The 25,185-nt window shown below is 69.2% G+C and carries 23 protein-coding genes; 12 read left to right on the top strand and 11 right to left on the bottom strand.

The features are described 5' to 3' along the window. Positions 1-688 (top strand): DUF5753 domain-containing protein (locus Van01_RS22960; RefSeq protein WP_204011289.1); only part of this gene is annotated, 688 nt, incomplete at its 5' end. Then, positions 685-894: a DUF397 domain-containing protein gene (locus tag Van01_RS22965; RefSeq protein ID WP_373306284.1), complete on the top strand. Its 210-nt coding sequence runs from the start codon at positions 685-687 to the stop codon at positions 892-894. The genes Van01_RS22960 and Van01_RS22965, both read left to right, overlap by 4 nt. 13 nt (positions 895-907) lie before the next feature. On the opposite strand, the gene Van01_RS22970 is transcribed toward Van01_RS22965, so the two are convergent. The 7 genes from Van01_RS22970 to mca all read right to left on the bottom strand — a co-directional run bounded on the left by Van01_RS22970 (position 908) and on the right by mca (position 10,712). Then, on the bottom strand, positions 908-2,149 hold the full coding sequence (locus Van01_RS22970) for a restriction endonuclease subunit S (protein WP_204011303.1): 1,242 nt from the start codon (positions 2,147-2,149) through the stop codon (positions 908-910). After that, a complete protein-coding gene (locus Van01_RS22975) occupies positions 2,142-3,743 on the bottom strand; it encodes a class I SAM-dependent DNA methyltransferase (RefSeq protein ID WP_239099241.1) in 1,602 nt (533 codons plus the stop codon). Before Van01_RS22975 ends, Van01_RS22970 begins: the two co-directional genes overlap by 8 nt. 6 nt (positions 3,744-3,749) lie before the next feature. Continuing rightward, the gene (locus tag Van01_RS22980) at positions 3,750-5,864 is read right to left on the bottom strand and encodes an N-6 DNA methylase (RefSeq protein ID WP_204011310.1); all 2,115 of its coding nucleotides are present in this window, start codon (positions 5,862-5,864) and stop codon (positions 3,750-3,752) included. Further along, positions 5,861-6,499: a hypothetical protein gene (locus Van01_RS22985; protein WP_204011313.1), complete on the bottom strand. Its 639-nt coding sequence runs from the start codon at positions 6,497-6,499 to the stop codon at positions 5,861-5,863. Before Van01_RS22985 ends, Van01_RS22980 begins: the two co-directional genes overlap by 4 nt. A gap of 277 nt (positions 6,500-6,776) precedes the next feature. Continuing rightward, positions 6,777-9,284 (bottom strand): putative bifunctional diguanylate cyclase/phosphodiesterase, encoded by a 2,508-nt coding sequence (locus tag Van01_RS22990; protein ID WP_239099243.1) that lies wholly within the window; start codon positions 9,282-9,284, stop codon positions 6,777-6,779. Positions 9,285-9,485: 201 nt separating this feature from the next. Continuing rightward, complete coding sequence (locus Van01_RS22995; protein WP_204011319.1) at positions 9,486-9,782, bottom strand: hypothetical protein; 297 nt, start codon at positions 9,780-9,782, stop codon at positions 9,486-9,488. A 48-nt stretch (positions 9,783-9,830) separates the two neighbouring features. After that, the gene (mca, locus tag Van01_RS23000) at positions 9,831-10,712 is read right to left on the bottom strand and encodes a mycothiol conjugate amidase Mca (RefSeq protein ID WP_204011326.1); all 882 of its coding nucleotides are present in this window, start codon (positions 10,710-10,712) and stop codon (positions 9,831-9,833) included. A gap of 221 nt (positions 10,713-10,933) precedes the next feature. Here mca and Van01_RS23005 point away from each other — a divergent pair, with 221 nt between their 5' ends. Continuing rightward, on the top strand, positions 10,934-11,368 hold the full coding sequence (locus tag Van01_RS23005) for a DUF4307 domain-containing protein (RefSeq protein ID WP_204011328.1): 435 nt from the start codon (positions 10,934-10,936) through the stop codon (positions 11,366-11,368). Positions 11,369-11,526: 158 nt separating this feature from the next. Next, complete coding sequence (gene greA, locus Van01_RS23010) at positions 11,527-12,024, top strand: transcription elongation factor GreA (protein ID WP_099847505.1); 498 nt, start codon at positions 11,527-11,529, stop codon at positions 12,022-12,024. 58 nt (positions 12,025-12,082) lie between these two features. Here the strand turns inward: greA and ilvA are convergent, their stop codons facing one another. From ilvA to Van01_RS23030, 4 genes are read right to left on the bottom strand one after another with little or no spacing between them, the layout of a single operon-like run. Next, on the bottom strand, positions 12,083-13,303 hold the full coding sequence (ilvA, locus tag Van01_RS23015) for a threonine ammonia-lyase (protein ID WP_204011330.1): 1,221 nt from the start codon (positions 13,301-13,303) through the stop codon (positions 12,083-12,085). 2 nt (positions 13,304-13,305) lie between these two features. Beyond that, positions 13,306-14,202, bottom strand: coding sequence for a DUF4328 domain-containing protein (locus Van01_RS23020; protein WP_204011332.1), 897 nt, complete (start codon positions 14,200-14,202; stop codon positions 13,306-13,308). Positions 14,203-14,245: 43 nt separating this feature from the next. Next, complete coding sequence (locus tag Van01_RS23025) at positions 14,246-15,655, bottom strand: amidase (RefSeq protein WP_204011334.1); 1,410 nt, start codon at positions 15,653-15,655, stop codon at positions 14,246-14,248. Between the two features lie 16 nt (positions 15,656-15,671). Next, positions 15,672-16,814: a cystathionine gamma-synthase gene (locus Van01_RS23030; protein WP_204011336.1), complete on the bottom strand. Its 1,143-nt coding sequence runs from the start codon at positions 16,812-16,814 to the stop codon at positions 15,672-15,674. A gap of 95 nt (positions 16,815-16,909) precedes the next feature. Here Van01_RS23030 and Van01_RS23035 point away from each other — a divergent pair, with 95 nt between their 5' ends. From Van01_RS23035 to Van01_RS23070, 8 genes are all read left to right on the top strand, one after another. Next, the gene (locus tag Van01_RS23035) at positions 16,910-17,056 is read left to right on the top strand and encodes a hypothetical protein (protein WP_204011338.1); all 147 of its coding nucleotides are present in this window, start codon (positions 16,910-16,912) and stop codon (positions 17,054-17,056) included. A gap of 2 nt (positions 17,057-17,058) precedes the next feature. Then, a complete protein-coding gene (locus Van01_RS23040; protein ID WP_204011341.1) occupies positions 17,059-17,475 on the top strand; it encodes an HIT family protein in 417 nt (138 codons plus the stop codon). Positions 17,476-17,559: 84 nt separating this feature from the next. After that, entirely contained in the window at positions 17,560-18,222 is a 663-nt protein-coding gene (gene msrA, locus Van01_RS23045; protein WP_204011343.1) for a peptide-methionine (S)-S-oxide reductase MsrA, read from the top strand. A 301-nt stretch (positions 18,223-18,523) separates the two neighbouring features. Then, positions 18,524-20,308: an N-acetylglutaminylglutamine amidotransferase gene (locus Van01_RS23050; protein ID WP_204011346.1), complete on the top strand. Its 1,785-nt coding sequence runs from the start codon at positions 18,524-18,526 to the stop codon at positions 20,306-20,308. Between the two features lie 2 nt (positions 20,309-20,310). Continuing rightward, positions 20,311-22,206, top strand: a complete 1,896-nt coding sequence (gene ngg, locus Van01_RS23055) for an N-acetylglutaminylglutamine synthetase (protein ID WP_204011357.1) — start codon at positions 20,311-20,313, stop codon at positions 22,204-22,206. After that, entirely contained in the window at positions 22,203-23,396 is a 1,194-nt protein-coding gene (locus Van01_RS23060) for an osmoprotectant NAGGN system M42 family peptidase (protein WP_204011359.1), read from the top strand. The genes ngg and Van01_RS23060 overlap by 4 nt, the downstream gene beginning before the upstream one ends. 315 nt (positions 23,397-23,711) lie before the next feature. Beyond that, a complete protein-coding gene (locus tag Van01_RS23065; RefSeq protein WP_204011361.1) occupies positions 23,712-24,641 on the top strand; it encodes a ribonuclease Z in 930 nt (309 codons plus the stop codon). Beyond that, on the top strand, positions 24,638-25,147 hold the full coding sequence (locus Van01_RS23070; protein WP_204011364.1) for a GNAT family N-acetyltransferase: 510 nt from the start codon (positions 24,638-24,640) through the stop codon (positions 25,145-25,147). Before Van01_RS23065 ends, Van01_RS23070 begins: the two co-directional genes overlap by 4 nt. Positions 25,148-25,185: the final 38 nt, after the last annotated feature.

A 25,185-nucleotide genomic window follows, 5' to 3' on the forward strand; every position in this document is an offset into this window, starting at 1 on the left:
TGACCTACTGGACGCCCTGGAAGTGACCAGCCAGGAGATTCGCGCGGAGCTGACACAGCTCGCCCGGGAGAGCAAGCAACGCGGCTGGTGGAACCGCTACGGCCAGACCATCACCGGTCCATACGCCAGCTTCATCAGCTTCGAGCACGAAGCATCGGTTCTGCTGTGCTACGAGACCCTCGTGGTCAACGGCCTACTACAAACCGAAGCGTACGCCCGAGCGCTGAACGATCGAGCTACCTCGATCCAGGCAAGTGGGGATGCAGACCGTCAAGTCCAGATAAAGTTGACCAGACAGCAACGGCTGACCAGCGAAAACCCTCCCGAGCTGTGGATCATCCTCGACGAAGCGGTGCTGCGGCGGCCCTTTGGTGGCCCGTCCGTGATGCGGGAACAACTTCAGTACCTCGCCGCCACCGCCGATGAGCTGCCACATGTCTCGATCCAGGTGCTCCCGCACCGCCAGGCGATCTTCCCAGGCATGATCGCTTCGTTCACCCTCATGGAGTTCCCAGGCCCCGACACCAGCATCGTCTTCTCGGAAGGCTTGACGGGCGCGGTGCACGGGGAATCAGAGGAAGCCGTCCGCTGTACGATCATCTTCAACGAACTACGCGCCGCCGCCCTCAGCAAAAGGGATTCGATCAAAATGCTTCGGGGGGCGGCGCAGGTGATGGTTGAGCAGTGAGGAGTCAGGCATTGACACCGCTCGGCACGACTTGGCGCACCAGCACCCGCAGCGGCACCCAGGGCCAGTGCATTGAGATTCGCTACATTGACGGCCGGGTTGAGGTTCGTGACAGCAAGGACCGAAGCGGCCCTTCCCTCGCCCTAACTCCCGAGAACTGGACGGTCTTCGTCACCTCTCTTGGCAAGAAAACAGGTCGAGCGTGACGATTGCCCCAGCTTAAGCAACCGAAATCTCGGCACCATCGATAATGCTCTCCCCTTCGACCTCCTCCACCCGCAACTCTCCCGAGGTCAACTCCGGAAGCAGCACATTCCTTAGCGCTTTCAGTGACCGAGCCTCGCGGTACGCCGATTCTACCCGTTCATGCAAGACTGCCAATTTCCGAGAAAGCGACCGCTCCACCTCACGATCGGGCACAGTAATAGTCAAGGATTTTATGTCGCTAAGACTGAGGTAGTCCGCCATATCGGTCTGACTCTTCATACCACGCGCTTGCCGCCGGAACTCTTCACCTCGAAACCAGGCAAACATAAAGTAACGGGAAAATGGGGAGGGATCAGCTAAACGGAAGAAGCACAGTTGCGGACTGTATACGAACTCGGGAGCATCCGCAGGAATGATACTGACCCTACCAACAGTGCCCTTTGTAGTCAGGACGACGTCCCCTACCCGTGAGACCTTATTGCCCATTGCGCCACGACGAGAGTCGCTAACATGGTCGATAAGAGATGGAGTCACGCGACCATCCTGTACCTCCGCAACTCTGAGGATAGGCAACCCGGGCTTCCCCAACTCCGGGCGCTTAGTACGGTACCCATCTCCAAACTCCAGCACCCCTTGGTGCGACAACTCAGCAAAAGTCGTGGTGGAGCCGGTCGCGCTGCTGCCAATTATGGAGGCGAAGGTAGCATCCATCAATTGGAGAGCAGTTTCGGCGATTTGGATATTCAGTGAAGCCTTCTCGTCTAGGACTCCCAACACACGCGCGGCCGCCCGTTGAACCGCCAAGCCCGGTAGGCGAATTGGCCACGCCGGAAGCTCATTCAGCGGGATGCGTTCGACCGTCGCTCCATGTACGGCGTTCCGGCGAATAGTTTCCTGAAACTCAGAACCAAGAAACGCATAGAGCAAAAATTGAGGATCGACGCCAGCACGCGGACGGAGAATTGCCATCCGCCTGCCCAAGCAGGCCCGAACCCCCCGAGGCATCAGCGCTGCGGCACCAAGGCGAGTCTCGTAGGAGAACAGCACATCGCCCTCCTGAGGCGTAACTCGTCGAGTCCATTTGAAGAAATCGTCATCCGAAAGATGTGCGGACTCGCGCAGATCAAGACGTCCATCAATCAGACTTGAAATACTAAGAAACCATGGGCCTGAGGACGTCTTCGTTGGTGTCGCATGAGGGCCATCAAACACATCGGCGACATCTCGAATCTGAAAGTACTTCCACTCAGACATCAACTTTCCCCAGCTCAAGACGGATTCGATCATCCAGACTGCGGGCTTGATCAAGAAGATACAGCAACTCTTTTGTCAGCTTGTTCACCCGTTCGTTAATCGGTGCCCCATCCACCAAGGCGTCGATCTCCCGAACATACCTACTTGGAGTAAGAACGAAGTCGTTTTGCTTGATTTCGTCAAGGGTTGCCGAATAGCAGAAGCCGGGTTCGTCGGCGTACTTCTTGAGACTTGTCTTGTCGGTGCCGCGCCAGCGGTGGTAGGTGTCGCCAATCCGCGTGATTTCCTCGTCGGTGAGTTCGCGCAGCGTCCGGTTCGTCATGACGCCCAACTCCCGGGCGTCGATGAAGAGGATCTGGTTGCGTCGGTCGTGCAGGCGCTTAGCACCCTGTTGCGTCTTGTCCCTAGTGAGGAACCAAAGGCAGGCCGGGATCTGGGTGTGCCGGAACAACTGCGGAGGCAGGGCGACCATGCACGCCACCAGGTCGGCGGTGACCATGTTGCGGCGGATGTCGCCCTCGCCGGACTGCTTCGACGACATCGAGCCGTTCGCGAGGACTACGCCCGCGCTGCCGCGCGGGGAGAGCTTACTGGCGATGTGTTGGAGCCAGGCGAAGTTGGCGTTGCCGGCCGGCGGCACACCGAACTGCCAGCGGCCATCCATCCCGAGGCGGTCGCCGCCCCAGTCGGAGATGTTGAACGGCGGGTTGGCCATGATGACGTCGGCGAGCCTGTCCGGGTGCAGATCCTGGCGGAACGTGTCCTCCCACTTCGGGCCGAGGTCGGCACCGATGCCGTGGATGGCGAGGTTCATCTTTGCCAACCGCCAGGTGGTTTGAGCCATCTCCTGCCCGTACACCGAGATCTTGAACGGGTTTCCGCCGTGGCTCTCGATAAACTTCTCGGCCTGCACGAACATGCCGCCCGAACCGCAGCACGGGTCGTAGACCCGGTCGCCCTGCTGCGGTTCCAGCACCTCGACCAGCAGGCGCACCACGCTCTTCGGGGTGAAATATTCGCCGCCCCGGCGGCCCTCGGCAGCCGCGAACATCCCGAGGAAGTATTCGTAGACCTCGCCCAGAATGTCCCGGGCACGGCGCGAGCCGCCGCCACCGAATCCGATCCGGCCGATCAGATCGACCAGCTCGCCGAGCCGGCGCTCGTCCACGCTCGACCGGTTGAAGAAGTGCGGCAGCACCCCCCGCAGCTCCGGGTTCTCGCTCTCGATGGCGAGCATCGCCGCGTCGATCAACTCTCCGACCGTGCGCCCACCGGCCGCGCTCTTGGCACCGGCCGAGATGGTCTCCCAGCGGGCGTCTGGCCGCACCCAGAAGACACCCTCACCGGTGTACTCGTCGCGATCCTCCAGGAGCCTCTCGGCACGTTCGCCAGTGATACCCTCCTCCGCCAGTTCGGCGGCGATGGCCTCCCGGCGCTCGGTGAAGGCATCCGAGACGTACTTGAGGAAGACCAGTCCGAGCACTATGTGCTTGTATTCTGCGGAGTCCATGCTCCCGCGCAGCTTGTCGGCGGCCTTCCACAGGGTGGCCTTGAAATCCGCCGGCTTGGCCGGGGCGGTGCTTCGTCGTACCACTGACTCCTAGCTTCCTTCCTCGCTGACGCCGTCGTTGTCGACGATGACCCTGAGCGCACCTTCGGCCACGCCCGCCACCAGGGCGGCCTGGATCCTTTCGATCGCGGCCAGGTGCTCGGCTGCGCCACGACGACTCTCCTCGATCGTCGCCAAGACCTCATCGAGCCGGACGACCTCCCCGGTTTTAAGGCGCGGCAGCACCAATCTAGTGAGGTCCACTCGCCGGACGAGTGAGCCGGTAGCCCGGCCGGCGTTGCGTGGCGCTGTCAGTAGCGCGGCCAGCACCCGAGGTGTCATCCCCGGATGCTCCCTCGGTCGCCCTTGAGCATCTGGCCGGCCTTGCTGGTAGTCGACGAACCCGGGGATACGTATCACCTGGGCCGGGCTTTGCACAATGCTGCCGCCTGCCTCGTCCACCATCGCTCTGATCTTGTCGGCAGCGAGGACGACGACGTCGCCGGCATAGGTGACCTCCGCGGCGTCGCTGAGGTCAAGTGTGCCGATCGATCGGCTTCCCACCGCGACGGCACCCGTCAGCTCGGCGACGCCGATGATCGGGAGACCGGTCGGATCGTTTGTGCGAATTCGACTGTCGTCCGCCTTGCGACCGGGCAAAACCGTGAACAGTTCCCCGACCGTGCGGTATCCACGCGTCTGTGGTTCGACAGGGAGGTCCGCAAGCTCTGGTTCGAACCGGTGTAAAGCGATTTGCGCCTCGCGTAGCCGTGCCAGTTCGAAGGCCGCGGGTCGCAAGTCCGTCAGCCGGTCCGCCGGCACCAGGGACCTTCTCGGCTGCCCCCGGCAGGTGAATGCCGCCGGGGCAGCATCAGGCATGCTAAGCCACCCGGCGACCTCGGCGACCCAACCCTCGACGCCCGTGGCCGTGTACCGATCGGCATCGCAGAACAGCACGTCGTCGAGTTGGCGGTGCTCCCCCGGCTGACTTCCGTAGACGAGCAGCGCGAACTCCACGCCAACACGGAACGAATGGAGCCGGCGAGGAAGTTGGATCACGGCCCGCAAGGTGCCATCGACCGCCAGCGGATGCAGCCCGCCCGGACGGGTCGGCGTGCTGCGGAGCGCTGCCAGCGGCACGAGCAGGAACGCCCGCCCACCGGGGCGTAGGAAACGCACGGCGGCCTCGGCCCACGGGGAGAGTTCCGCCGCGAGCGGGACACCGTTCGTGCGCCGATCGAGCGGGTTGAACGGCGGGTCGACCACTACCACGTCGGCAACTGCCGACAAACCGTCGAGCAGGGCGTCGACGCCTCGCACCTCGGCCGGCAGGCCATGACAGATCAGCCGGCACCGAAGTAGGTCAGCCTTTGCCTCATCAACGTCGGCCGCCTGGACCTTCGCCGGTGTCACCACTCCCGCCACCCTCAGCAGCAGCGAGCCGAGCCCCGCTGCCGGGTCAAGCAGGGTGAGCCCTGCCATCGGCCCCACCAATGCCGCGACGAGGTCGGAGACGACCTCGGGTGTGGCGTTCTGTCGGTTGGCCGAGCCCAGACGGTCGGCCTGACTCAGCAGGCGCTCGACTGCACGTGCGCCGCCGGCTGAGAGAACAAGGGCGTTGACCACATCGAGTAGTCGCTCAATACCGTCTGGCAACTCCCGCAAGCTTCGGGCTAGGGCTTGGGCCTCACCCGAACGCCCCGAATTCGCGACGTGCCGAATGCCATCAGGTACACCATCCAAAGTCAACGGCTCGCCTGCCAGCACGCGCAGCGCGGTCAGTGCCAGCGCAACGGCCAACAGCCGGTCACCATGCAGGGTGTCCCTAAGGGCACCCAGCGACCGCAGCTCAAGGCCGCGCCGAAAGACATCACCGTACGTCGCTAGCCGCTCACCATCGCCGCCCGCCAGCAGAGTCGGAGGCAACGGGCGCGCGTCCAGCCAGCGAGCGATCTCCGCCGAGTCGAAGAGCGCCGACTGGCCCTCCTCCCGCACCGCATTGGGAAAGTCGGGATGACGGCGACGCCAGTTGCTGACCGTCGGGCGGCGCACCTCGGCGAACTCCGCTATCTCTGTCATCGTTACGAGCTGCGTGACAGTCCTCTCCGCTCGGTCCATCTGCATCATCGCCACTTCACGGACAACATTCCCGTCGGTCTCGCTCACAGCTCCGGCCTCCGAGCAAGCTCCTCAGGGACCCGATCGTTCGCCCTGACCGTCTTGGCCGCGAAGGACGAGACGTAGCCCATGACCGAGAAGATCTTGTTGTTGTCCTCCGCAAGATGCCGGTGGTGGATCGGCTCATGGTGGGCCATCCGGTTACGCAACCGGTTGAGGTGGTGAAGATCAGCGTGCAATGGCCCACGCGGGCCTCGGTACTCGGGGAACGCATGCCGGAGAGCCGGCCGCCAGAGGGACATCTCGTACTCTCGGCCTAGCAGCGCGGCCCAGAAGCCGAAGCTCAGTTCGGCCAGCACGTGACCGGTCTGGAGGGTGGCCTGGCGAGATCTGCAAGCGTGGAGAGCTCTCTGTACACGGGCCGCCTCTGGCGGCTTGAGCGGCAGAACTCCGGGGCACCACCAATCCGCACGGCTAGTCATGTGAGTGAGGGCTGCGGCCATGGAGTTCCGCAAGATCGGCTCCAGGAACGGAAGGTGCGCCTGCAGCGCCTTCGTGATGTCGATGTTCCAGTAGTAAAGGCGGATCGCCGACACCGGGTTGCCGGCACACCGCCTGAGGTAAGGCGCCATCCGCTCCGCGGAGAGTAGACCAATCAGCCGACGCGCCTCATCCTCGTCCATCACGATCCCCTTCCGATGACCCCAGCGATGCGGTACTCTCGGTGCGTAGACCCCGGGTGTGGCCTCTGATATCAAGCCCCCCGGGGTAAGCCATTTTTGGCGCACGGTTGTATCGCGGCAGCCGGGTCCCGGCGGCGATTGCGACAGATCTTCCTTCCGCACCACAAGAGTGACAGACGCCCCTAGGTCATGCAAGGCCCAAAGCCGAACGACTCTTGATAAGCCCCCTTATCAGTATGGCCTAGGTTGCCTGTGCCGCTCAGGTAGGCGGTGAAGGTCAGGAGGCGCCGTCGGCGCGGAGGGGGAGGACGTTGTTGGGGGCGGTGTCGCGGAGCGACCCGAGGACGGCGGCGATCTTGTCGGCGGGCATCGGCTTGAAGAAGTGGTAGCCCTGGGCGGCGGTGCAGCCCAGCTCGACGAGCGCCGAACGCTGCGCGGCCGTCTCCACCCCCTCGGCCACCACCCGCAGGCCCAACTGGTGGGCCAACCCGACGGTGCTGCGTACGATGGCCGCCGCTTCCGGTGAGTCGGCCATCTGGAGTACGAAGGAGCGGTCCACCTTCAATTCGTCCACAGTGACCCGGGCGAGGAACGCCAGGGACGAGAAGCCGGTGCCGAAGTCGTCCACAGCCAACTGCACGCCCATCGACCGCAACGTGGAGAGCACCTGGTCGATGACCTCCAGTTCGCTCATCACCACCGTCTCGGTGATCTCCAGGACCAGCCGGTCCGCCGGCACCTGGTGCCGACGCAGCGCCTCGGCGATCTCCGCCGGCAGCCGGGGATCCAGCAGGCTGCGCGCGGAGAGGTTCACCGAGATGGGAACGTCCAGGCCCTCCCGGGCCCAACCGGCGGCCACGGCCAGCGCCTTGTCCAGCACGTAGCGGGTGAAGGCACCGAGCTGCTCGCTGTTCTCCACCGGCCGGATGAAGTCGGCGGGCCCCAGCCAGCCCCGCCGTGGATGCCGCCAACGGATCAACGCCTCCACGCCTGTCGGTGCTCCGGTGACCAGGTCCACAGCCGGCTGCAACACGAGCACCAGCTGGTCGTCGGCCTGCAACGCCTCCCGCAGCTCGGCGAGCAGGGCGAGCTGATCGGTGCTGGCCGCGTCGCGTGAGCTGTCGTACGCGGCCACGCTGACGCCACCGGACTTGGCCTGGTACATCGCGATGTCGGCCCGGCGCAGCAGCTCGGTCAGATCGGCGGTACCGGCTGGGGCCACCACCACCCCGACGGACACCTCTACGGACATCCGCACCCCGGCCACCTCGGTGGGCGCGGCCAGCCGCTCGGCGATGTCCCGGGCCTGGCGCAGCGCGTACGCCATGGGTGCGGCGCGGTCACCGACCACCGGGACCGAACTCAGCAGCAGGGCGAACTCGTCGCCACCGAGGCGGGCCAGCAGGTCGCCCGCGCGGGCCAGGGAGCCCAACCGGTTCGCGGTCAACCGCAGCAACTGGTCGCCGGCAGCGTGCCCGAGGGTGTCGTTGACCTCCTTGAACTGGTCGATGTCCAGCAGCAGCAGGGCGACGGGATGGTCATGGGCCAACTGCCGCAACGCCTGGTCGCCCTTGCCGAGCATCGCCGCCCGGTTGGCCAGGCCGGTCAGCGGGTCGTGCACCGCCTCGTAGGACGAGCGGGCGGTGACCAGGCGCAGTTCCCGGTGGGTGGCGGCATCGTGCAGTGCCGCCGCGAGGGTGTCGGCGAAGGCAGCGTGGGCGTCGCGTTCTCGCCCGGTGGGTGGCGCGGTACGGGGGAACCGCACCCGCAGGCGGCCGACCCGGGTCTCACCGACCGACAGGTCACGGACCAGCTCCCCCGGTTCGGGCTCGTCATCGCCGGGCGGGGCGATTTCCCGGTCGACGACCTGACCGCCGGGGTCGCCCCGGTAGCGGCGCCACCGTCCGTCGCCTCGGGCCACCTCGACGTCGACCGTCTCGGCCTCGAACAGCGCCAGCGCCCCGGTGACACCCGCCGTGGCGACGCCCCGCTCGTCGAGTTGGTTCAGCGCGTTCGTGGCCTCGGCGAGGGATCGCCACGTACGCCGATCGCGGTCCTCCCGCAGCCGTTGCCGGTAGGTCTGCTGCAACAGCCACAGCGGAGCGGGCAGCAACAGCAGCCAGCGTGGGTCGATCTCGATCAGCACCACCACCAGCAGGCCGACCACCACGTTGCCGACGAACATCAGCAGCTTGCCGCGGAGCGCGGCGAGCAGTGGACGCCCGATCGGCATGCCGTGCCGCAGTGCCAGCATCATCCCGCCGAGCCCGGCGCCGGCCAGCAGGTAGGCGGTAGCACCGGCGGCCACCGCGAGCGCGAGAGACGGGGTCGGCGTGGCAAGCATCGGCGGGCCCAGGGCTGTGGTGACCGCCACCGCCAGCGCGGTTGCGGCGGTCTGCGTGCCCGCGACGCGGAGCACGTCGGCTGTGGTTCGGCCCTCGTCCACGGCGGAGAGTGCCGTCCAGGCGAGCGTGACGCCGAGCAGCGCGGCCGCCGGCAGCCAGCCGGGGGGTACCAGATAGAGACAGACGATAAGCGCGGCTTCGGCCCAGGTGACGTTGACCACGCCGGCTGCGGCGCGGAATCGCAGCCGGGCCAGTTGGGACAGGGCGAAGAGGGCGACCGCGAGACCGAACCGGGCGGGCCCGCCGAGCTGGTCGTCCGCCGGCAACCCGACCGGCAGGCTCAGCCCCACTACCGCTGTGACGAGCGCGGTGCCCACGAGGACGGCGGTGAGCAGATGCAACCCGATCGACGTGCCACGGCCCGGGGGCCGGTCGAGCAGTTGACCGGCCCTGCCGGAGGTCACCGACCCCCTCCCGCCGGCCCGGAACAGGCCACGCGGCGGGCGGACATGACAGCGGTGGTCATCAGCGCCCCCTCCCGCGCAGCTTGAGGACTTCTGGTCCCCCCGGCGGAAGGCTAAGCCAAACCCGATGGCCGCAACAGGGGTCGACCATCCGGTTCGGCGTGAATCATGCTCCGATCAGCCCTCGCGGTGCTGCTGGTGCCCGTTGGGGGCGTCTGTGGATGAATCCTCCGTCACGATCCCACCTGTCGGATCACCGACCGAGCGATCCATCGGCTCCGTGCCCGGTGCGGTGGGCTCCTGGCCGGGGAAACGGTCCGGGAGCCGGCGCAGCCGGGCGTTCATGTTCCGGATCAGCAGTACGGTCGCGGCACCGAGGACGAGGATGAGGAACAGCCCCATCGGCCCGGCCAGACCACCCGTGCGGGTGTCCCCGAAATTGTTCTGGGCGAGCACCTGGACAGCGGTCAGCATGGGATTCCTCCGGTTCGCGGTGTGCGCCCAGGGTAGCCCGGTGCCCGCTCAGCGGGCATGACCCGTCCCCCGTACCCCCGCGAACAGGTCGGACTCCGGCATGGGGGTGTCGACCGACGAGCGGACCAGCTCGAAATCCTCAGTCGGCCAGGCACGCTGCTGCAACTCCATCGGCACCTGGAACCAGAAGCCGTCCGGGTCGACCTGGGTGGCGTGCGCCCGCAGCGCGTCGTCGCGCACCGGGAAGTACTCGGCGCACGGCACCCGGGTGGTGATCCGGGGCCCCTTGTCCGGCCGGTCCTCCCAGCGGGTCAGCCACTCCGCGTACGGCGACTCGACCCCGGTGGCCACGACGGCCTCGTGCAACGCCAGGATCTTGCCCTTGGAGAAGCCGATGTCGTAGTAGAGCTTGAGCGGCTGCCACGGCGCGCCCAGCTCGGGGTAGCGCTCGGCGTCGCCGGCCGCGTCGAAGGCCGCCACGCTGATCTTGTGGCACATGATGTGGTCCGGGTGCGGGTAGCCACCCTCCTCGTCGTAGGTGGTGACGACGTGCGGACGGAACTCACGCATCAACCGCACGAGCGGACCGGCCGCCACCTCCACGTCCTGGAGGGCGAAGCAGCCCTCGGGCAGTGGCGGCAGCGGGTCACCCTCGGGCAGGCCGGAGTCGACGAAACCCAGCCACGCCTGCTCGATGCCGAGGATCGCGCGCGCCGCGTCCATCTCCGCGCGCCGGATCTCGGCGATGTTCGCCCAGACGTCGGGGCGGTCGAGCTTGGGGTTGAGCACGCTGCCCCGCTCACCGCCCGTACACGTCACGACCAGTACGTCCACCCCTTCGGCGACGTACTTCGCCATCGTCGCGGCGCCCTTGCTCGACTCGTCGTCGGGGTGCGCGTGAACGGCCATGAGTCGAAGTTGCTCTGCCAAGGTTGGCGCTCCTCGTCTCTGCCCACCGGCGACCCACCCCGGGCCCCCGTTGACCTGCCAACTTCCTCCCCGTAGCGGCACCGGACCGCGCCGGCCTGTCATATTTGACCTCGGCCGTACGCGACGCTGAGCCAGATCCGGCGACCGAGCCGAACGAGGAATGGCGGACTCTGCCATTCTTGCCGATACCGCTGACAACAACGCCAGGGAGATACCCGCCGGTGACCGAGACGCACGCCACACTTGGACCGGACGCGCCGGTCTTCCCGCCCGGTCGGTACGGCCGCCGCCGCGCGCTCCGGCGCCGCCGGCCGATGCTCGCCGCGCTGCTGGTCGTCGTCGTGGTCGCGGCGCTCACCGCCGTCTCGGTCCGGCTCTACCGGCAGTACGGCGATCCGGCGTACGACGCCCAGGTGATCAGCTACGGCGACATCACGGACACGCAGGTGGTGGTCGACTTCCGGGTGAACCTGCCGGACGGCGGCTCGGCGGTGTGCGTGCTGCGTGCCCGGGACCACGCCGGCGCCGAGGTGGCCCGCGAGGAGGTTCCGGTGGCCGCCACCGCCGGGCAGCGCCACGTCACCGTGCGGCACCGGCTGGCCACCGAGGCGCGACCGTTCATCGGTGAGGTCGTCCGCTGCCGGCCACCCGCCTGAGGCGGTGAACACCGGAGCCACAGTTCCGGTCGTCGAACTCCCGTCGCTGGCCGCCCCCGGCACCCGGCCGGCGTGATCGCCGACACTCCTTGTCGTAGGGCACTGGTAACTTGGAGGTTCACCTGTCAGCCAGCACGCACAACCGAGGAGGACCGCCTGTGTCCAATGGCAACGAGGCGCCCGCCACCTGGCTGTCCCAGGACGCGTACGACCGCCTGAAGGGCGAGCTCGACGAGTTGATCGCCAACCGGCCGGTCATCGCCGCCGAAATCAACGCCCGGCGCGAGGAAGGCGACCTGCGCGAAAACGGCGGCTACCACGCCGCCCGCGAGGAGCAGGGCAAGGCCGAGGGGCGCATCCTCTACCTGAAGGAGCTGCTCCGCACGGCCCAGGTCGGCGAAGCGCCGACAGTCGACGCCGTGGCGCCCGGGATGGTCGTGACGATCTACTTCGACGACGACGCCGACGACACAGAGACGTTCCTGCTCGGCTCACGTGAGATCGCCTCGACCACGGATCTGACGGTCTACAGCCCCGAGTCGGCCCTCGGCCGGGCGATCCTGGGCGGCAAGGCGGGCCAGGCCTGCACCTACACCGCCCCGAGCGGCGCCGACATCAAGGTGACAGTGGTCAGCTTCGAGCCCTTCTCCGGCTGATCGTCCTCCGCCGGCCGGGCCGGCACAACCGTTCGACCAGAGGCGTGACGCTGCCGCGTCACGCCTCTGGTGCGATCGTCACCTGGTAGCCGCTGGCCCGCAGGGCGCTGATCAGCATGTCGGAGTGTTCGACACCACGGGTCTCCACCGACAGGGCCACCTCGACCTCACCCAGGCGCAGGTGCGGATTGGCCCGCTGGTGCACCACGTCCACCACGTTCGCCCGGTGCTCGGCGATCTCGCTCAACAGCGAGGCCAACTGTCCCGGCCGGTCCGAGCAGCGCACCGTCACCCGCAGGTAGCGGCCCGCCGCCGCCAGCCCGTGCTCGATCACGCGCAGCATCAGCAGCGGGTCGATGTTGCCACCGGAGAGCACCACCACCACTGGCGCGGTCACCTCGACCGCACCGGCCAGCAGGGCGGCCACGCCGACCGCACCGGCCGGCTCGACCACCTGCTTGCCGCGTTCGAGCAGCATCAGCAGGGCTCGGGAGATGTCCTCCTCGGTGACGGTGACCACGTCGTCCACGAGTTTGCGGACGTGGGTGAAGGTGACGTCACCCGGCCTGCCCACAGCGATGCCGTCCGCGATGGTGGTGAACACCGGCAGCCGGACCGGTTCTCCCGCGACAAGTGACGGCGGGAAGGCCGCCGCGCCGGCCGCCTGCACCCCGATCACCCGCACGTCCGGCCGGAGCGCCTTGGCCGCCACCGCCAGCCCGGAGATCAGCCCTCCCCCGCCAACGCCGGTGACGATCGTGGTCACCTCCGGGCACTGCTCCAGGATCTCCAGAGCCACGGTGCCCTGCCCGGCGATCACGTCCCGGTGGTCGAACGGATGGATCAGCACTGCCCCGGTACGCTCCGCGAACGTCTGCGCCGCGACAAGTGACTCGTCGACAGTGGCACCGACCAGCTCGACCTGAGCGCCGTACCCCTTCGTCGCCGCCACCTTCGGCAGCGGCGCGTTCACCGGCATGAACACGGTGGCGTGGGTGCCCACCAGCCCGGCGGCGAGCGCCACACCCTGCGCGTGGTTGCCGGCGCTGGCCGCCACCACGCCCCGGGCGCGTTCCTCGGCCGACAACCGCGAGATCCGCACGTACGCGCCGCGCACCTTGTACGACCCGGCCCGCTGGAGGTTCTCGCACTTGAGCCAGACCGGTCCGCCGAGCGCGGCGCTGAGCGGGCGGGACGGCTCCAGCGGAGTGGTACGGACGACTCCGTCGAGCAGTTCCCGTGCCGCACGCACGTCGTCCAGGCTGACCAGTTCCGTCATGCCTAGATCGTGCCACCCGGCCGGTCCGTGGTCGGCGGCTGGGCCGGCGCGATCAGGGACACCGGACCCGGCCCGGCCTGCGCTGCCGCAGCCGTTCCCGCGGGTGCCGCGATGGTCATGCCGGGCAGGATCGGGCCGGTCGGCATCGACCGCGCGATCCGCGCGGTCTGGGCTGCGGAGATGCTCTGGATCAGCACGACAAGCGACCCCCCGGCCACCACACCGAACACCGCCGGCACCAGGTACTCGCCGGTCGCCGACACGTAGTGGTCGGCGTACGCCTGGAAGTCCGCCGAGGTCTGCGGGACCGGCAGCGCCTCGTACTCGGCTGCCGAGCGCGCGATGAACCGCTCCGCGAAGAGGAACACAAGCCAGGCTCCCCACCACAGGTGCACCAGCACCGGGGTGTTCGGCCGCCAGAGACTCTCCCGGGCGATGGTGGCCACCACCCGGTGCGGCATCACGAAGTTGACCAACGGCACCAGCCACCCGGCTATCGCCCAGCCGGCGGAGTTGGTGGGCCCGACACCCGGGAAGGCGTCCAGGTTCATCCGGGCCCGCCAGGTCCAGACGATGACGAGCACCACCGCGGCCAGGAACGCGACCTGGTACAGCAGGGCCGCCGCCAGTTCCAGCATCCCCGCGGTGAGCAGGAAACCCTCGCCGTCCCCGGAGTCGGCCGCCCGCCCGGCGAGCACCGCGTTGACCGGCTGCACCGCCACCGTCAGCAGCAGGAACAGGGTGGTCGCGGCCACGGCGACCGACGCGGCCCGACCGACACCCTGGACCGGGCGTACCCGGACGCCCGGACGCAGAGCCGGCGACCCGACAGGCGTACGGCAGATCTGGCATTCCCCGGTGCGTACATCGTTGTCGGCGTCGCAGGTGTGGCAGCGCATAGTCGGCCGACCTCCCGTGTGATGGCACCGGGAGCGTAGATGATCACGCGTTGGCCGGCGACCCCGTTCCGACGCGTGGGTAACCGGGGGCGTGCCGAGACCACGGGCTGGCCATCTCGAACTGACCGGCGACGCCGAGCAGCAGCAGCTCCGAGCCGGGTGGGCCGACAAGTTGCACGGCCAGCGGCAGCCCGTCCGGGCGGCGACCCACCGGTACCACCAGGGCGGGCAGGCCGGCGACGTTCCACGGCGCCGCGTACGGCGCGTACCTGATGCTGGCCAGCATGTTCGCCTGCCAGGATCGGGTCGACCAGTTGGCGGCCAGCGGCGGCGCGCTGGCCAGGGCCGGGGTGAGCAGCAGGTCCACCGAGTGATCGGTGAAGAAGCCGATCGACCGCTCGCGCCAGGCCAGCCGGTCGGCCTCCCGGACGTACCCACGCCGCCAGGCCCACTCGCCGAGCGCCACGTGCCGACGGCTGCGGCGTTGCAGGGCACGCCTGTCGACCCCGGCGGCGCGCACGTCCGCCGCTGCGGCGGCGAACCAGGTGGCGATGCCCTTGAGGCCCAGCGCGGTCGGGTAGACCGGATCGGCCGGCACGGTGTCGTGCCCGGCACCGGCGAGCAACCGTCCGGCGGCGGCGACCGCGTCCCGGTTCGGCGCGTCCGGTGAGACACCCCGCACGGGCGATCGCAGTGACACGCCGACCCGCAGCCGCTGTGGTGGGACGAGCTTGCTCTGGGCCCGGCCGGCGAGCACCTGGAAGCCGACCGCCGCGTCGGCGACAGTGGTGCTGAGCATGCCGTGTTCGGCCAGGCCGAACCAGTCCTCCGCACCGAGCTGGCAGGGCACCACACCGCGACCGGGCTTCAGGCCGACCAGCCCGCAGCAGGCGGCGGGAATGCGGATCGAGCCGAGGCCGTCGTTGCCGTGGGCGATGGGTACCAGTCCGGCGGCCACCGCCGCGGCCGCGCCACCTGAGGACCCGCCGGGGGTGCGGGACAGGTCCCAGGGGTTGCGGGTGACGGCCGTCTCGTCGTCGGTGAGGCCCCACAGGCCCAGCTCGGGCATCCGGGTGACGCCGAGGATCACCGCGCCGGCGCCACGTAGTCGACGGACCACCTCGTGGTCGGCCTCCGCCACGGCGGTACGCACGGCGGCCGAGCCGTTCCAGGTGGGCACACCGGCGACCGGAGTGTTCTCCTTGACCGCCACCGGCACCCCGGCCAGCGGCAGGTTACCCAGATCCTCCTGCTCGTCGACCTTCTCCGCCTCGGTGACCGCCTCCCCGCCGCGTACCGCGCGGAACGCGGCGAGGTCGACGTCGGCCTTGGCGACGTGGTCGAGGTGGTCGGCAAGCACCTGGGTGGCGGAGACGTCACCCCGGCGTACGCCTCGGGCGATCTGTTTGGCGGTCGCGCCGACCCAGGTCGGCATGATGTCCTGCACGGCCACCCTCCCAAGCCAGCGGTCAGCCCAGCGCCTGCTCCAGATCGGCGAGCAGGTCTTCGACCGTCTCGATGCCGACAGACAGTCGCACGAGATCGGAGGGAACTTCAAGCGGCGAGCCGGCAGCACTCGCGTGTGTCATCCGGCCCGGGTGCTCGATCAGGGATTCCACCCCACCGAGGGACTCGGCGAGCACGAAGAGTCGGGCCCGGTTGCAGGTCTCGACGGCGTGCTCCTCGCCCCCGGCGGCGCGGAAGGAGATCATGCCGCCGAACCGGCGCATCTGCTTGGCCGCCACCTCGTGACCGGGGTGCGTCGGCAGCCCCGGGTAGAGCACCTGACCGACCTTGGCGTGCCCGTCCAGGTACGCCGCGATCCGCTCGGCGTTGTCGCAGTGCCGGTCCATCCGTACCCCGAGGGTCTTGATGCCGCGCAGGGTCAGCCAGGCGTCGAACGGGCCGTTGATCGCGCCCATCGCGTTCTGGTGGTAGCGCAACCGCTCGCCGAGCTCGGCGTCGGCAGCCACCAGCGCACCACCGACCACGTCGGAGTGCCCACCGACGTACTTGGTGGTCGAGTGCACCACCACGTCCGCGCCGAGGGTGATCGGCTGTTGCAGGTACGGCGAGGCGAAGGTGTTGTCGACCACCAGCAGCGCCCCGGCGTCGTGCGCCACGGAAGCGAGGGTGGCGATGTCGGCGATGCCGAGCAGCGGGTTCGTCGGGGTCTCCACCCAGACCACAGTCGTGACGCCGGGCCGGATCGCGGCCCGCACGGCGTCCGCGTCGGAGACCTTGGCCGGGGTGTACGCCAACCCCCACCGCTCGGCGACCTTGGCGAAGAGCCGGTACGTGCCGCCGTAGGCGTCGTCGGGGATCACCACGTGGTCACCCGGTCCGCAGACGGTACGCAGCAGGGTGTCCTCGGCGGCGAGGCCGCTCGCGAAGGCCAGGCCGACCTGGCCGGCCTCCAGCGCGGCCAGGCACTCCTGGAGCGCGTCCCGGGTGGGGTTGCCGGAGCGGCTGTACTCGTAGCCGAGTCGCGGCGCGCCGACCGCGTCCTGGGCGTACGTGCTGGTCTGGTAGATCGGTGGGATCACCGCGCCGGTGCGGGCCTCGGGGTCCTGGCCGGCATGGATGGCGAGCGTCTCGAAGCCGTGGGTCATCCCGCAGACGTTAGTCGCCCCGCTTGCCGAATCGACTGGAACCCAACCCGGCTCGCCTCCGGAGCCCTGTCGGACCGCTGAGTGATACTGGCTGGGTGACCTCGACCAAGAGCCTTCCATCCCGCATCGTGCGCTATGTCAACGCGGAGTTGCTGCGGCACGACTGGCCCCGGATCAAGCGGCTCGCCTCAAGGCGCCTGGTCGCGATCTGGGAACGTCGGCTTCCCGAGCTCGTTTCCTGACCGTGGCGGGGTGTGTGTTCTGCGGGATCGTGGCCGGGGAGGTGCCGGCGTTCCGGGTGACCGACGAGCCGGACGGGGTGGCGTTCCTGGACACCCGGCCGGTGTTCAAGGGCCATGTGCTCGTGGTGCCCCGCACCCATCTGGTCACCCTCGCCGATCTGCCGCCGGCATCCCTCGCCGGCTACTTCGGGTTGGTGCGGCGGATCGCGGTGGCTGTCGAGTCCGGTCTGGGTGCCGGCGGCACGTTCGTGGCGATGAACAACAGGGTGTCCCAGTCGGTGCCGCACCTGCACACCCATGTGGTGCCCAGGACGAAGGGCGACGGGCTACGTGGCTTCTTCTGGCCGCGTACCCGCTATGCCGACGACGCCGAGGCCGCGTCCTACGCCGACCGCATCCACACGGCCCTGGCGGGGTGAGCCGGCCTGAGCGGCGGTGGGGCGGGTAAGGAAGCGGGGTCCGCCGGTGTTGCACGCGGGGAAGGGTACGAAAGGAGTCCCACCGTGTTCCTCCGCCGCTTGAAGGCCGAGATGATCTCACCCGACCAGGCCCTGTCGGGCCGTCCCATCGCGATGCCGGTGGCCGACCGGCACGAGGTGCTCGGGACCCCGTTGAAGGGCCCGTTCCCCGAGGGTTACCAGGTCGCCGTGTTCGGTATGGGGTGTTTCTGGGGGGCCGAGCGCCTGTTCTGGACCTTGCCCGGCGTCTTCACCACGTCCGCGGGTTATGCGGGTGGTTACACCCCGAACCCGACCTACGAGGAGGTCTGCTCCGGGATGACCGGGCACACCGAGGCGGTCGAGGTGGTGTACGACCCCACGAAGATCAGCTATGAGGATCTGTTGAAGGTCTTCTGGGAGAACCACGACCCGACCCAGGGCATGCGCCAGGGCAACGACGTGGGCACCCAGTACCGGTCCGCGATCTACGCCAGCACGGACGAGCAGCTGGCGATCGCCGAGGCGTCGCGGGAGGCGTTCGCGCCGATCGTGGCTCGGGCCGGCAAGGGCGAGATCACCACGGAGATCGCCCGGCTCGGTGACTACTACCTGGCCGAGGACTACCACCAGCAGTACCTCGCCCCGACCAAGAACCCGAACGGGTACTGCAACCACGGCCCGAACGGGCTGAGCTGCCCGGTCGGCGTGGCACGTACCGCAGGCTGAGCAGCCACGCACGGTACGCGCGTCCTGACGGCCGGCCCGCCGATTCGGCGGGCCGGCCGTCGTGTGTGCGCCAGACCACCGAAGCCGTGAGCACATTGATGCGGTACGTATTGCGGCATTCGTCACACCCGGCGCTGCCCCGCAAACGCCGCAAGGGACACCAGGTGGGCACGAAACAGCACAGCGCCCCGGCCGTGATGACCGCTGCTTGATCACGGGGCGCGGATTCTAGCAATGCTGTTACACGACCGTCATAGCCTCAACAGGCTAATCGCAACATCCTCTGGCAGCATGGGCTCACATGTGCGGACTGGCTGGGGAGTTCCGACGGGACGCGACGCGTGCCGACGTCGCAGCGGTGGAACGGATGGCCGCCACCATGTGCGATCGGGGGCCTGACGGCAGCGGAGTGTGGTCACAGGGGGCTGTCGCCCTCGGCCACCGCCGACTGAAAATCATCGACCTCTCGGCGGCCAGCGGCCAGCCGATCGTCGACTCCGCCGCGGGCCTGACCGGCGTCTTCAACGGCTGCATCTACAACTACCGAGAGCTGCGCGCCGAACTACAGGCCAAGGGCCACCACTTCTTCTCCACCGGGGACAGCGAGGTCGTCGTCAAGGCGTACGCCGAGTGGGGGCTGGACTTCGTCGACCACCTGATCGGCATGTTCGCCGTGGCGATAAGCGAACGGGACACCGGTCGCCTGGTGCTGGCCCGGGACCGGCTCGGCATCAAGCCGCTCTACCTCGCCGAGTCCGCAGGCGTGGTGCGCTTCGCCAGCACCCTGCCGGCGCTGGTGGCCGGCGGCGGGGTGGACACCACAATCGACCCGGTCGCGCTCGGTCACTACCTCAGCTTCCACAGCATCGTGCCGCCGCCACGCACCATCCTGCGCGGCGTCACCAAGCTGCCCCCGGCCACCGTCCGGGTCTACGAGGCCGACGGTCGCAGCCACGAGCGGGTCTACTGGGACCCTCCGTTCCTGCGCCGGGACGAGCACGCCGGCTGGTCCGAGCGGGAGTGGCAGGACGCGCTGCACGAGTCGCTCACCACCGCCGTACGCCGACGGATGGTCGCCGACGTACCGGTAGGTGTGCTGCTCTCCGGCGGACTGGACTCCAGCCTGGTGGTCGCCCTGCTGGCCGGGGAGGGGCAGCGCGGGCTCTCCACCTTCTCCATCGGCTTCGACGCGGTCGGCGGCCGGGAGGGTGACGAGTTCCGCTACTCCGACGTGGTCGCCAAGACCTTCGACACCGACCACCACCAGATCCGGGTCGCCGCACAGGATCTGGTCCCGCCGCTGGAGGCGGCGGTAGCGGCCATGAGCGAACCCATGGTCAGCCACGACTGCGTCGCCTTCTACCTGCTCAGCCAGGAGGTGTCGCGGCACGTCAAGGTGGTGCAGTCCGGCCAGGGCGCCGACGAGATCCTGGGCGGCTACCACTGGTACCCGCCGCTGGCCCAGGTCGGCCGGGAACAGGCCCTCGACACGTACGCCCGGGCCTTCTTCGACCGCGACGGCGCCGGCCTGGCCCGGGTGCTCAACCCCGACTGGCTCACCGACGGGGACCCGGCGCGGGAGTTCGTCGCCGCGCACCTGGCGCGGCCGGGCGCCCAGACGGCTGTGGACGCCGGCCTGCGCATCGACACGCAGATCATGCTCACCGACGACCCGGTCAAGCGGGTCGACAACATGACGATGGCGCACGGGCTGGAGGCCCGGGTGCCGTTCCTGGATCACGAGTTCGTGGAGCTCGCCGCCGCCTGCCCGCCGGAGCTGAAGCTGGCGCAGGGTGGCAAGGGTGTGCTGAAGGAGATCGGCCGCCGCGTGCTGCCGCACGAGGTGATCGACCGGCCCAAGGGTTACTTCCCGGTGCCGGGCCTGACGCACCTGGAAGGCAAGCTCCTCGACCGGGTACGCGACGCGCTTTCCGCGCCCGAGGCCCGCCGCCGCGACCTGTTCCGCGCCGATTACGTCAACGCCCTGCTCGACGCCCCGAACGCCGAACTGACCCCGTTGAACGGAAACAAGCTGTGGCAACTCGGACTCCTGGAAATGTGGCTCCAGAGCCACGGAATCGACTGACCGTGACCGACACCCTGGCCACCGGCGTCGCCCGGACAGACCGGGGCCGCGGCACGGGCAGACGGTACGAGCGGGTGGGGCCGGGCGGTGATCCGATCGCCACGGGCGGCACCGCCGACCCGACCACCGACGAGCACCCGAGCACCGGTGCGGACGTCATAGTCGACTGCGGCTGGGGGCGGCTGGTCTTCGGCCAGACCTTCGCCGACCAGTCGGCGGTCGCCGACGTGCTGCGCTCCGAGGCGGCCGGCGCTCGGGACATCTGCATCTACCTGCGGGATCCGCACGTGCTGGTCTCCCGGCTCCCCGACGAGTTGTTCATCGACCCGTCGCTCACCTACCGGCTGCCGCTCGGCGGGGACCGTCGCGGGCCCCGTCCCGGTGCCGGCACCACCGAGGAGGCCGGTAGCGCCGAGACGCCGGCACCGCTCGACGGCCGCACCGAGCTGCCCGGGGTACGCATCCGCCGGTTGCGCGACGCCGCCGACGCCGACGCGGTCAACCGGATCTACGCGGCCAACGGCATGGTCACCGCCCCGGTCGACGTGCTCGTCGACAACGCCGCGACCGACCGTTTCCTGCACCTGGTGGCGGAGGCGGCCACCGGCGAGATCGTCGGCACCATCACCGGCATCGACCACGTGGCGGTCTTCGACGACCCGGACAACGGCGCCAGCCTGTGGTGCCTGACCGTCGACTTCAACCAGGCTCCGCCCGGCACCGGGCAGGCGCTGATCACCGAGCTGGCTGCCCGGCTTGTCGCCCGGGGCCGCGCGTACGTGGACCTGTCCGTGCTCGCCGAGAACAACGGGGCCATCCGGCTCTACGAACGGCTCGGCTTCTACCGCACCGCCACGCTCTGCGTGAAGCGGAAGAACCCGATCAACGAGCGGTTGTTCCTGCCGGCCATGCCGGTGGGCTACGACGGGCTCAACCCGTACGCGCGGATCGTCGCCGACGAGGCCATGCGGCGGGGCATCCGGGTGGAGGTGACCGACCCGGAGTGGGGCGAGCTCCGGCTGACCAGCGGCGGCCGGACCATCCTCACCCGGGAGTCGCTGTCCGAACTGACCTCGGCGGTGGCGATGAGCCGCTGCGACGACAAGCGGGTCACCCGCCGGATCCTGACCGAGGCCGGCCTGTCGGTGCCGCGCGGGCGTACCGCCACCGGCGACGCCGCCGACGCCGAGTTCCTGGCCGAGGTGGGCCAGGTGGTGGTCAAGCCGGCCCGGGGCGAGCAGGGCAACGGCATCACCGTGGGCGTACGCACCCCGGAGGCACTGGCCGCCGCCGTCGAGCTGGCCGCCCGGTTCTGCCCCGAGGTGTTGCTGGAGGAGCTGTGCTCCGGTGAGGACCTGCGGGTCGTCATGATCGACCACGAGGTGGTGGCCGCCGCGGTACGCCGGCCCGCCTCGATCACCGGCGACGGGGTGCACGACATCGCCGAGCTGATCGAGCGGCAGAGCCGTCGCCGGGCCGCCGCCACCGGCGGTGAGTCCCGCATCCCGCTCGACGACATGACCCGGGACGTGGTCACCGAGGCCGGTTTCCAACTGCACGACGTACTGCCCGAAGGCCAACTGCTGGCCGTGCGGCGCACCGCGAACCTGCACACCGGCGGCACCATCCACGACGTGACCGGAGAGCTGCACCCGGCCATCGCCGAGGCGTGCGTCGCCGCCAGCCGCGCCATCGACATCCCGGTCACCGGGCTCGACCTGCTGGTACCGGCGCCGGACCAACCGGAGCACGTCTTCATCGAGGCCAACGAGCGGCCCGGGCTGGCCAACCACGAGCCGCAGCCCACCGCCGAACGCTTCGTGGACCTGCTCTTTCCCGGGACTCGGGCACCGCAACGGCTGTGGACCCCGGCGGGTGCGGCACCATCTGGGGCATGACCGTACGCAAGACCACTCCGCTCCCCATTGACCTGGACTATCTCCGTCAGGTTCTGGTCGAGCTGCTCGATATCCCGAGCCCGTCGGGGCGCACCGACCATGTGCAGCAGTACGTGGGCGAGCGGCTGTCGGCGCTCGGCATCCCGTCGACGCTCACCCGTCGGGGCGCGTTGAGCGCCTGCCTGCCCGGACCCCGCGAAACCGGCGCGGACCGGGCCATCGTGGTACACACCGACACCATCGGCGGGATGGTCAAGCGGCTGAAGGAGAACGGCCGGCTGGAGCTGAAGCCGATAGGTACGCACAGCGCCCGGTTCGCCGAGGGCGCGCACGTACGGATCTTCACCGACGACCTGGATCGGGTGGTCACCGGTCAGGTACTGCCGCTCAAGGCCAGCGGCCACCGCTACAACGAGGGCGTCGACCTGCAGGGCTTCGGCTGGGAGCAGGTCGAGGTACGCGTCGACGAGCCGGTCGAGGACATCGCCGGGCTGCGGGCCCTCGGCATCGACGCGGGCGACTTCGTCGCGTTCCTGCCCAACCCGACCGTCACTCCCAGCGGGTACGTCAAGTCCCGCCACCTCGACGACAAGGCCGGCGTGGCGGCGGTGCTCACCGCCATGAAGGCGATGGTCGACGCCGGGGTGAAGCCCGCGGTGACCGCGCACCTGCTGGTCACCGTGACCGAGGAGATCGGCCACGGCGCGTCCCACGGCCTCGACCCCGACGTGGCCGAGATCGTCTCGGTGGACGCGGCGGTGGTCGCCCCCGGGCAGCAGTCGCGGGAGCACTCCGCCACCCTGGCGATGGGCGACGGGGTGGGGCCGTTCGACTACCACCTGACCCGCAACCTGGCGGCGATCGCCCGGGAACACGACGTGGATCTCGTCCGGGACGTCTTCGACTACTACCGCTCGGACGTGGCGGCGGCGGTGGAGGCGGGGGCGCACGCCCGGGTGGCGCTGCTCGGCTTCGGTGTCGACGCCACCCACGGTCACGAGCGCACCCACCTGGAAGGGCTGCGTCACCTGGCCCAGTTGATCTGCCTCTACCTCCAGAGCGACCTGGTCTTTCCCGAGTGGGACGCCGAGCCGGAGGGCGACCTGGCGGACTTCCCGTCACTGGCGGTGCAGCCGGCCAACGCGGACGGCCCCCGCGAGGGCCCGATCGGCATCGCCCAGAGCGGCTGACAGCCTGACGACCGGCCGTGTGATCGAAATCCGTTGCCGGTGGGCCGGCGGCTGGATAGCGTGGCGGTACACGGGAAAGGAGGTGGTCCAGACTTGTATAGCAATCGGACTCGTGAGGTGGCTGTCCGCTAGCCGCTGTCCTCGACAGTGACAGCTCGTCCCTCGGGACGGGCACGGTAAGAATCGTCGAGACCGTGTGGCAGCGGTGCGGCGAAACCACGACAGCCACCCGACCCCCGGGGTGCCGGCCCAGTCCAGCCGGCCCGCGTCAGCGCGGAAGCCCCGGGGGTCGCTTCATCCGTACCGGAGGTGGCCGTGTCCATGCGCGAGCTGGTGGTGCTCGGCACGGCGAGCCAGGCGCCCACCCGGGCCCGCAACCACAACGGGTACGTGCTGCGCTGGGACGACGAGGTGATCCTCTTCGACCCCGGCGAGGGCAGTCAGCGGCAACTGCTGCACATCGGCGTCACGGCCACCGACCTGACCCGGATCTGCGTCACCCACTTCCACGGCGACCACTGCCTCGGCCTGCCCGGCACCATCCAGCGGCTGTCCCTGGACCGGGTGTCCCATCCGGTGGCGGTGCACTTCCCGGCCGGGGGTGCCGACTACTTCGCCCGGCTGCGGCACGCAAGTTCCTTCCACGAGACCGCCGAGCTGGCCGTCACCCCGATCGAGGCGGACGGGCAACGGATCGAGCTGCGCTGCGGGACGCTCGAGGCGCGGCGGCTGCGGCACCCCATCGAGACGTACGGCTATCGGCTTGTGGAACCGGACGGGTGCCGGATGCTGCCGGAGCGGCTTGCCGCGTACGGCATCGCCGGGCCGGCCGTCGGTGAGCTGCACCGCACCGGCCACCTCGACCTCGACGGGCGTCGCGTCACTCGCGACGAGGTGAGCGTGCGTCGACCGGGTCAGCGGTTCGCCTTCGTGATGGACACCGGCCTCTGCGACGGGGTGTACGCCCTCGCCGAGCACGCCGACCTGCTGGTCATCGAGTCGACGTTCCTGGAGTCGGAGGCGGCGCTCGCCGCCGAGGTCGGGCACCTCACCGCCGGCCAGGCCGCCCGGGTGGCGGCCGAGTCGGGGGTACGCCGACTCGTGCTCACCCATTTCTCCCAGCGGTACGCCGATCCGGCCCGCTTCGCCGACGAGGCCCGCCGGCACTTCGACGGGGAGCTGGTGATCGCCGAGGATCTGGCCACGGTTCAGGTGCCGCCCCGGCGGGTACCCTCGGCCGGGTGACTGTCACGCTGCGTGTCGCGACCGCTGACGATCTGCTGGCGGTGGGGCAGCTCCACCAGCGTTCGCGGGTCGCCGCGTACTCCTCGTTCCTGCCGCCGGAGGCGCTTGCCGACCCGACGCCGGAGGCGATGGGCCGCTACTGGGCCGAGCGGTGGGTCTGGGAGCGGGCCGACCATGTGATGACCGTGGCCGAGCGGGACGGTGTGCTTGCCGGCTTCAGCTACTTCGGTCCCGACGACGCGGGCGATCCGGCGACCGGGCTGCTCAACGCCATTCACCTGGAGCCGACCGAGCGTGGTCGCGGCGTCGGCCGGGCGCTGATGGTCGACGCCCTGGCCGGCATGCGGGCCCGCGGCTGGCGCCGCGGGGTCCTCTGGGTGCTGCGCGACAACACCCACGCCCGCCATTTCTACGAACGCGGCGGCTGGTCCCCCACCGGCCACACGCGCGACGACACGATCGGCACCACCCCCACCCCCCAACTACGCTACGCCCGCCCCCTCTAACGCTTCAGCTGTGTTGATCATGAGGTTAGCGGCAGTGT

Origin of the sequence: Micromonospora andamanensis (genome assembly GCF_016863495.1) — a bacterium.
GTDB lineage: Bacteria > Actinomycetota > Actinomycetes > Mycobacteriales > Micromonosporaceae > Micromonospora > Micromonospora andamanensis.

Bases quoted from the DNA above. Each gene is read 5' to 3' on its own strand.
- Van01_RS22970 (WP_204011303.1), bottom strand. From the start codon at position 2,149: ATGTCTGAGTGGAAGTACTTTCAGATTCGAGATGTCGCCGATGTGTTT.
- Van01_RS22985 (WP_204011313.1), bottom strand. From the start codon at position 6,499: ATGGACGAGGATGAGGCGCGTCGGCTGATTGGTCTACTCTCCGCGGAG.
- Van01_RS22995 (WP_204011319.1), bottom strand. From the start codon at position 9,782: ATGCTGACCGCTGTCCAGGTGCTCGCCCAGAACAATTTCGGGGACACC.
- ilvA (WP_204011330.1), bottom strand. From the start codon at position 13,303: ATGACGGAACTGGTCAGCCTGGACGACGTGCGTGCGGCACGGGAACTG.
- Van01_RS23020 (WP_204011332.1), bottom strand. From the start codon at position 14,202: ATGCGCTGCCACACCTGCGACGCCGACAACGATGTACGCACCGGGGAA.
- Van01_RS23030 (WP_204011336.1), bottom strand. From the start codon at position 16,814: ATGACCCACGGCTTCGAGACGCTCGCCATCCATGCCGGCCAGGACCCC.
- Van01_RS23050 (WP_204011346.1), top strand. From the start codon at position 18,524: ATGTGCGGACTGGCTGGGGAGTTCCGACGGGACGCGACGCGTGCCGAC.
- Van01_RS23060 (WP_204011359.1), top strand. From the start codon at position 22,203: ATGACCGTACGCAAGACCACTCCGCTCCCCATTGACCTGGACTATCTC.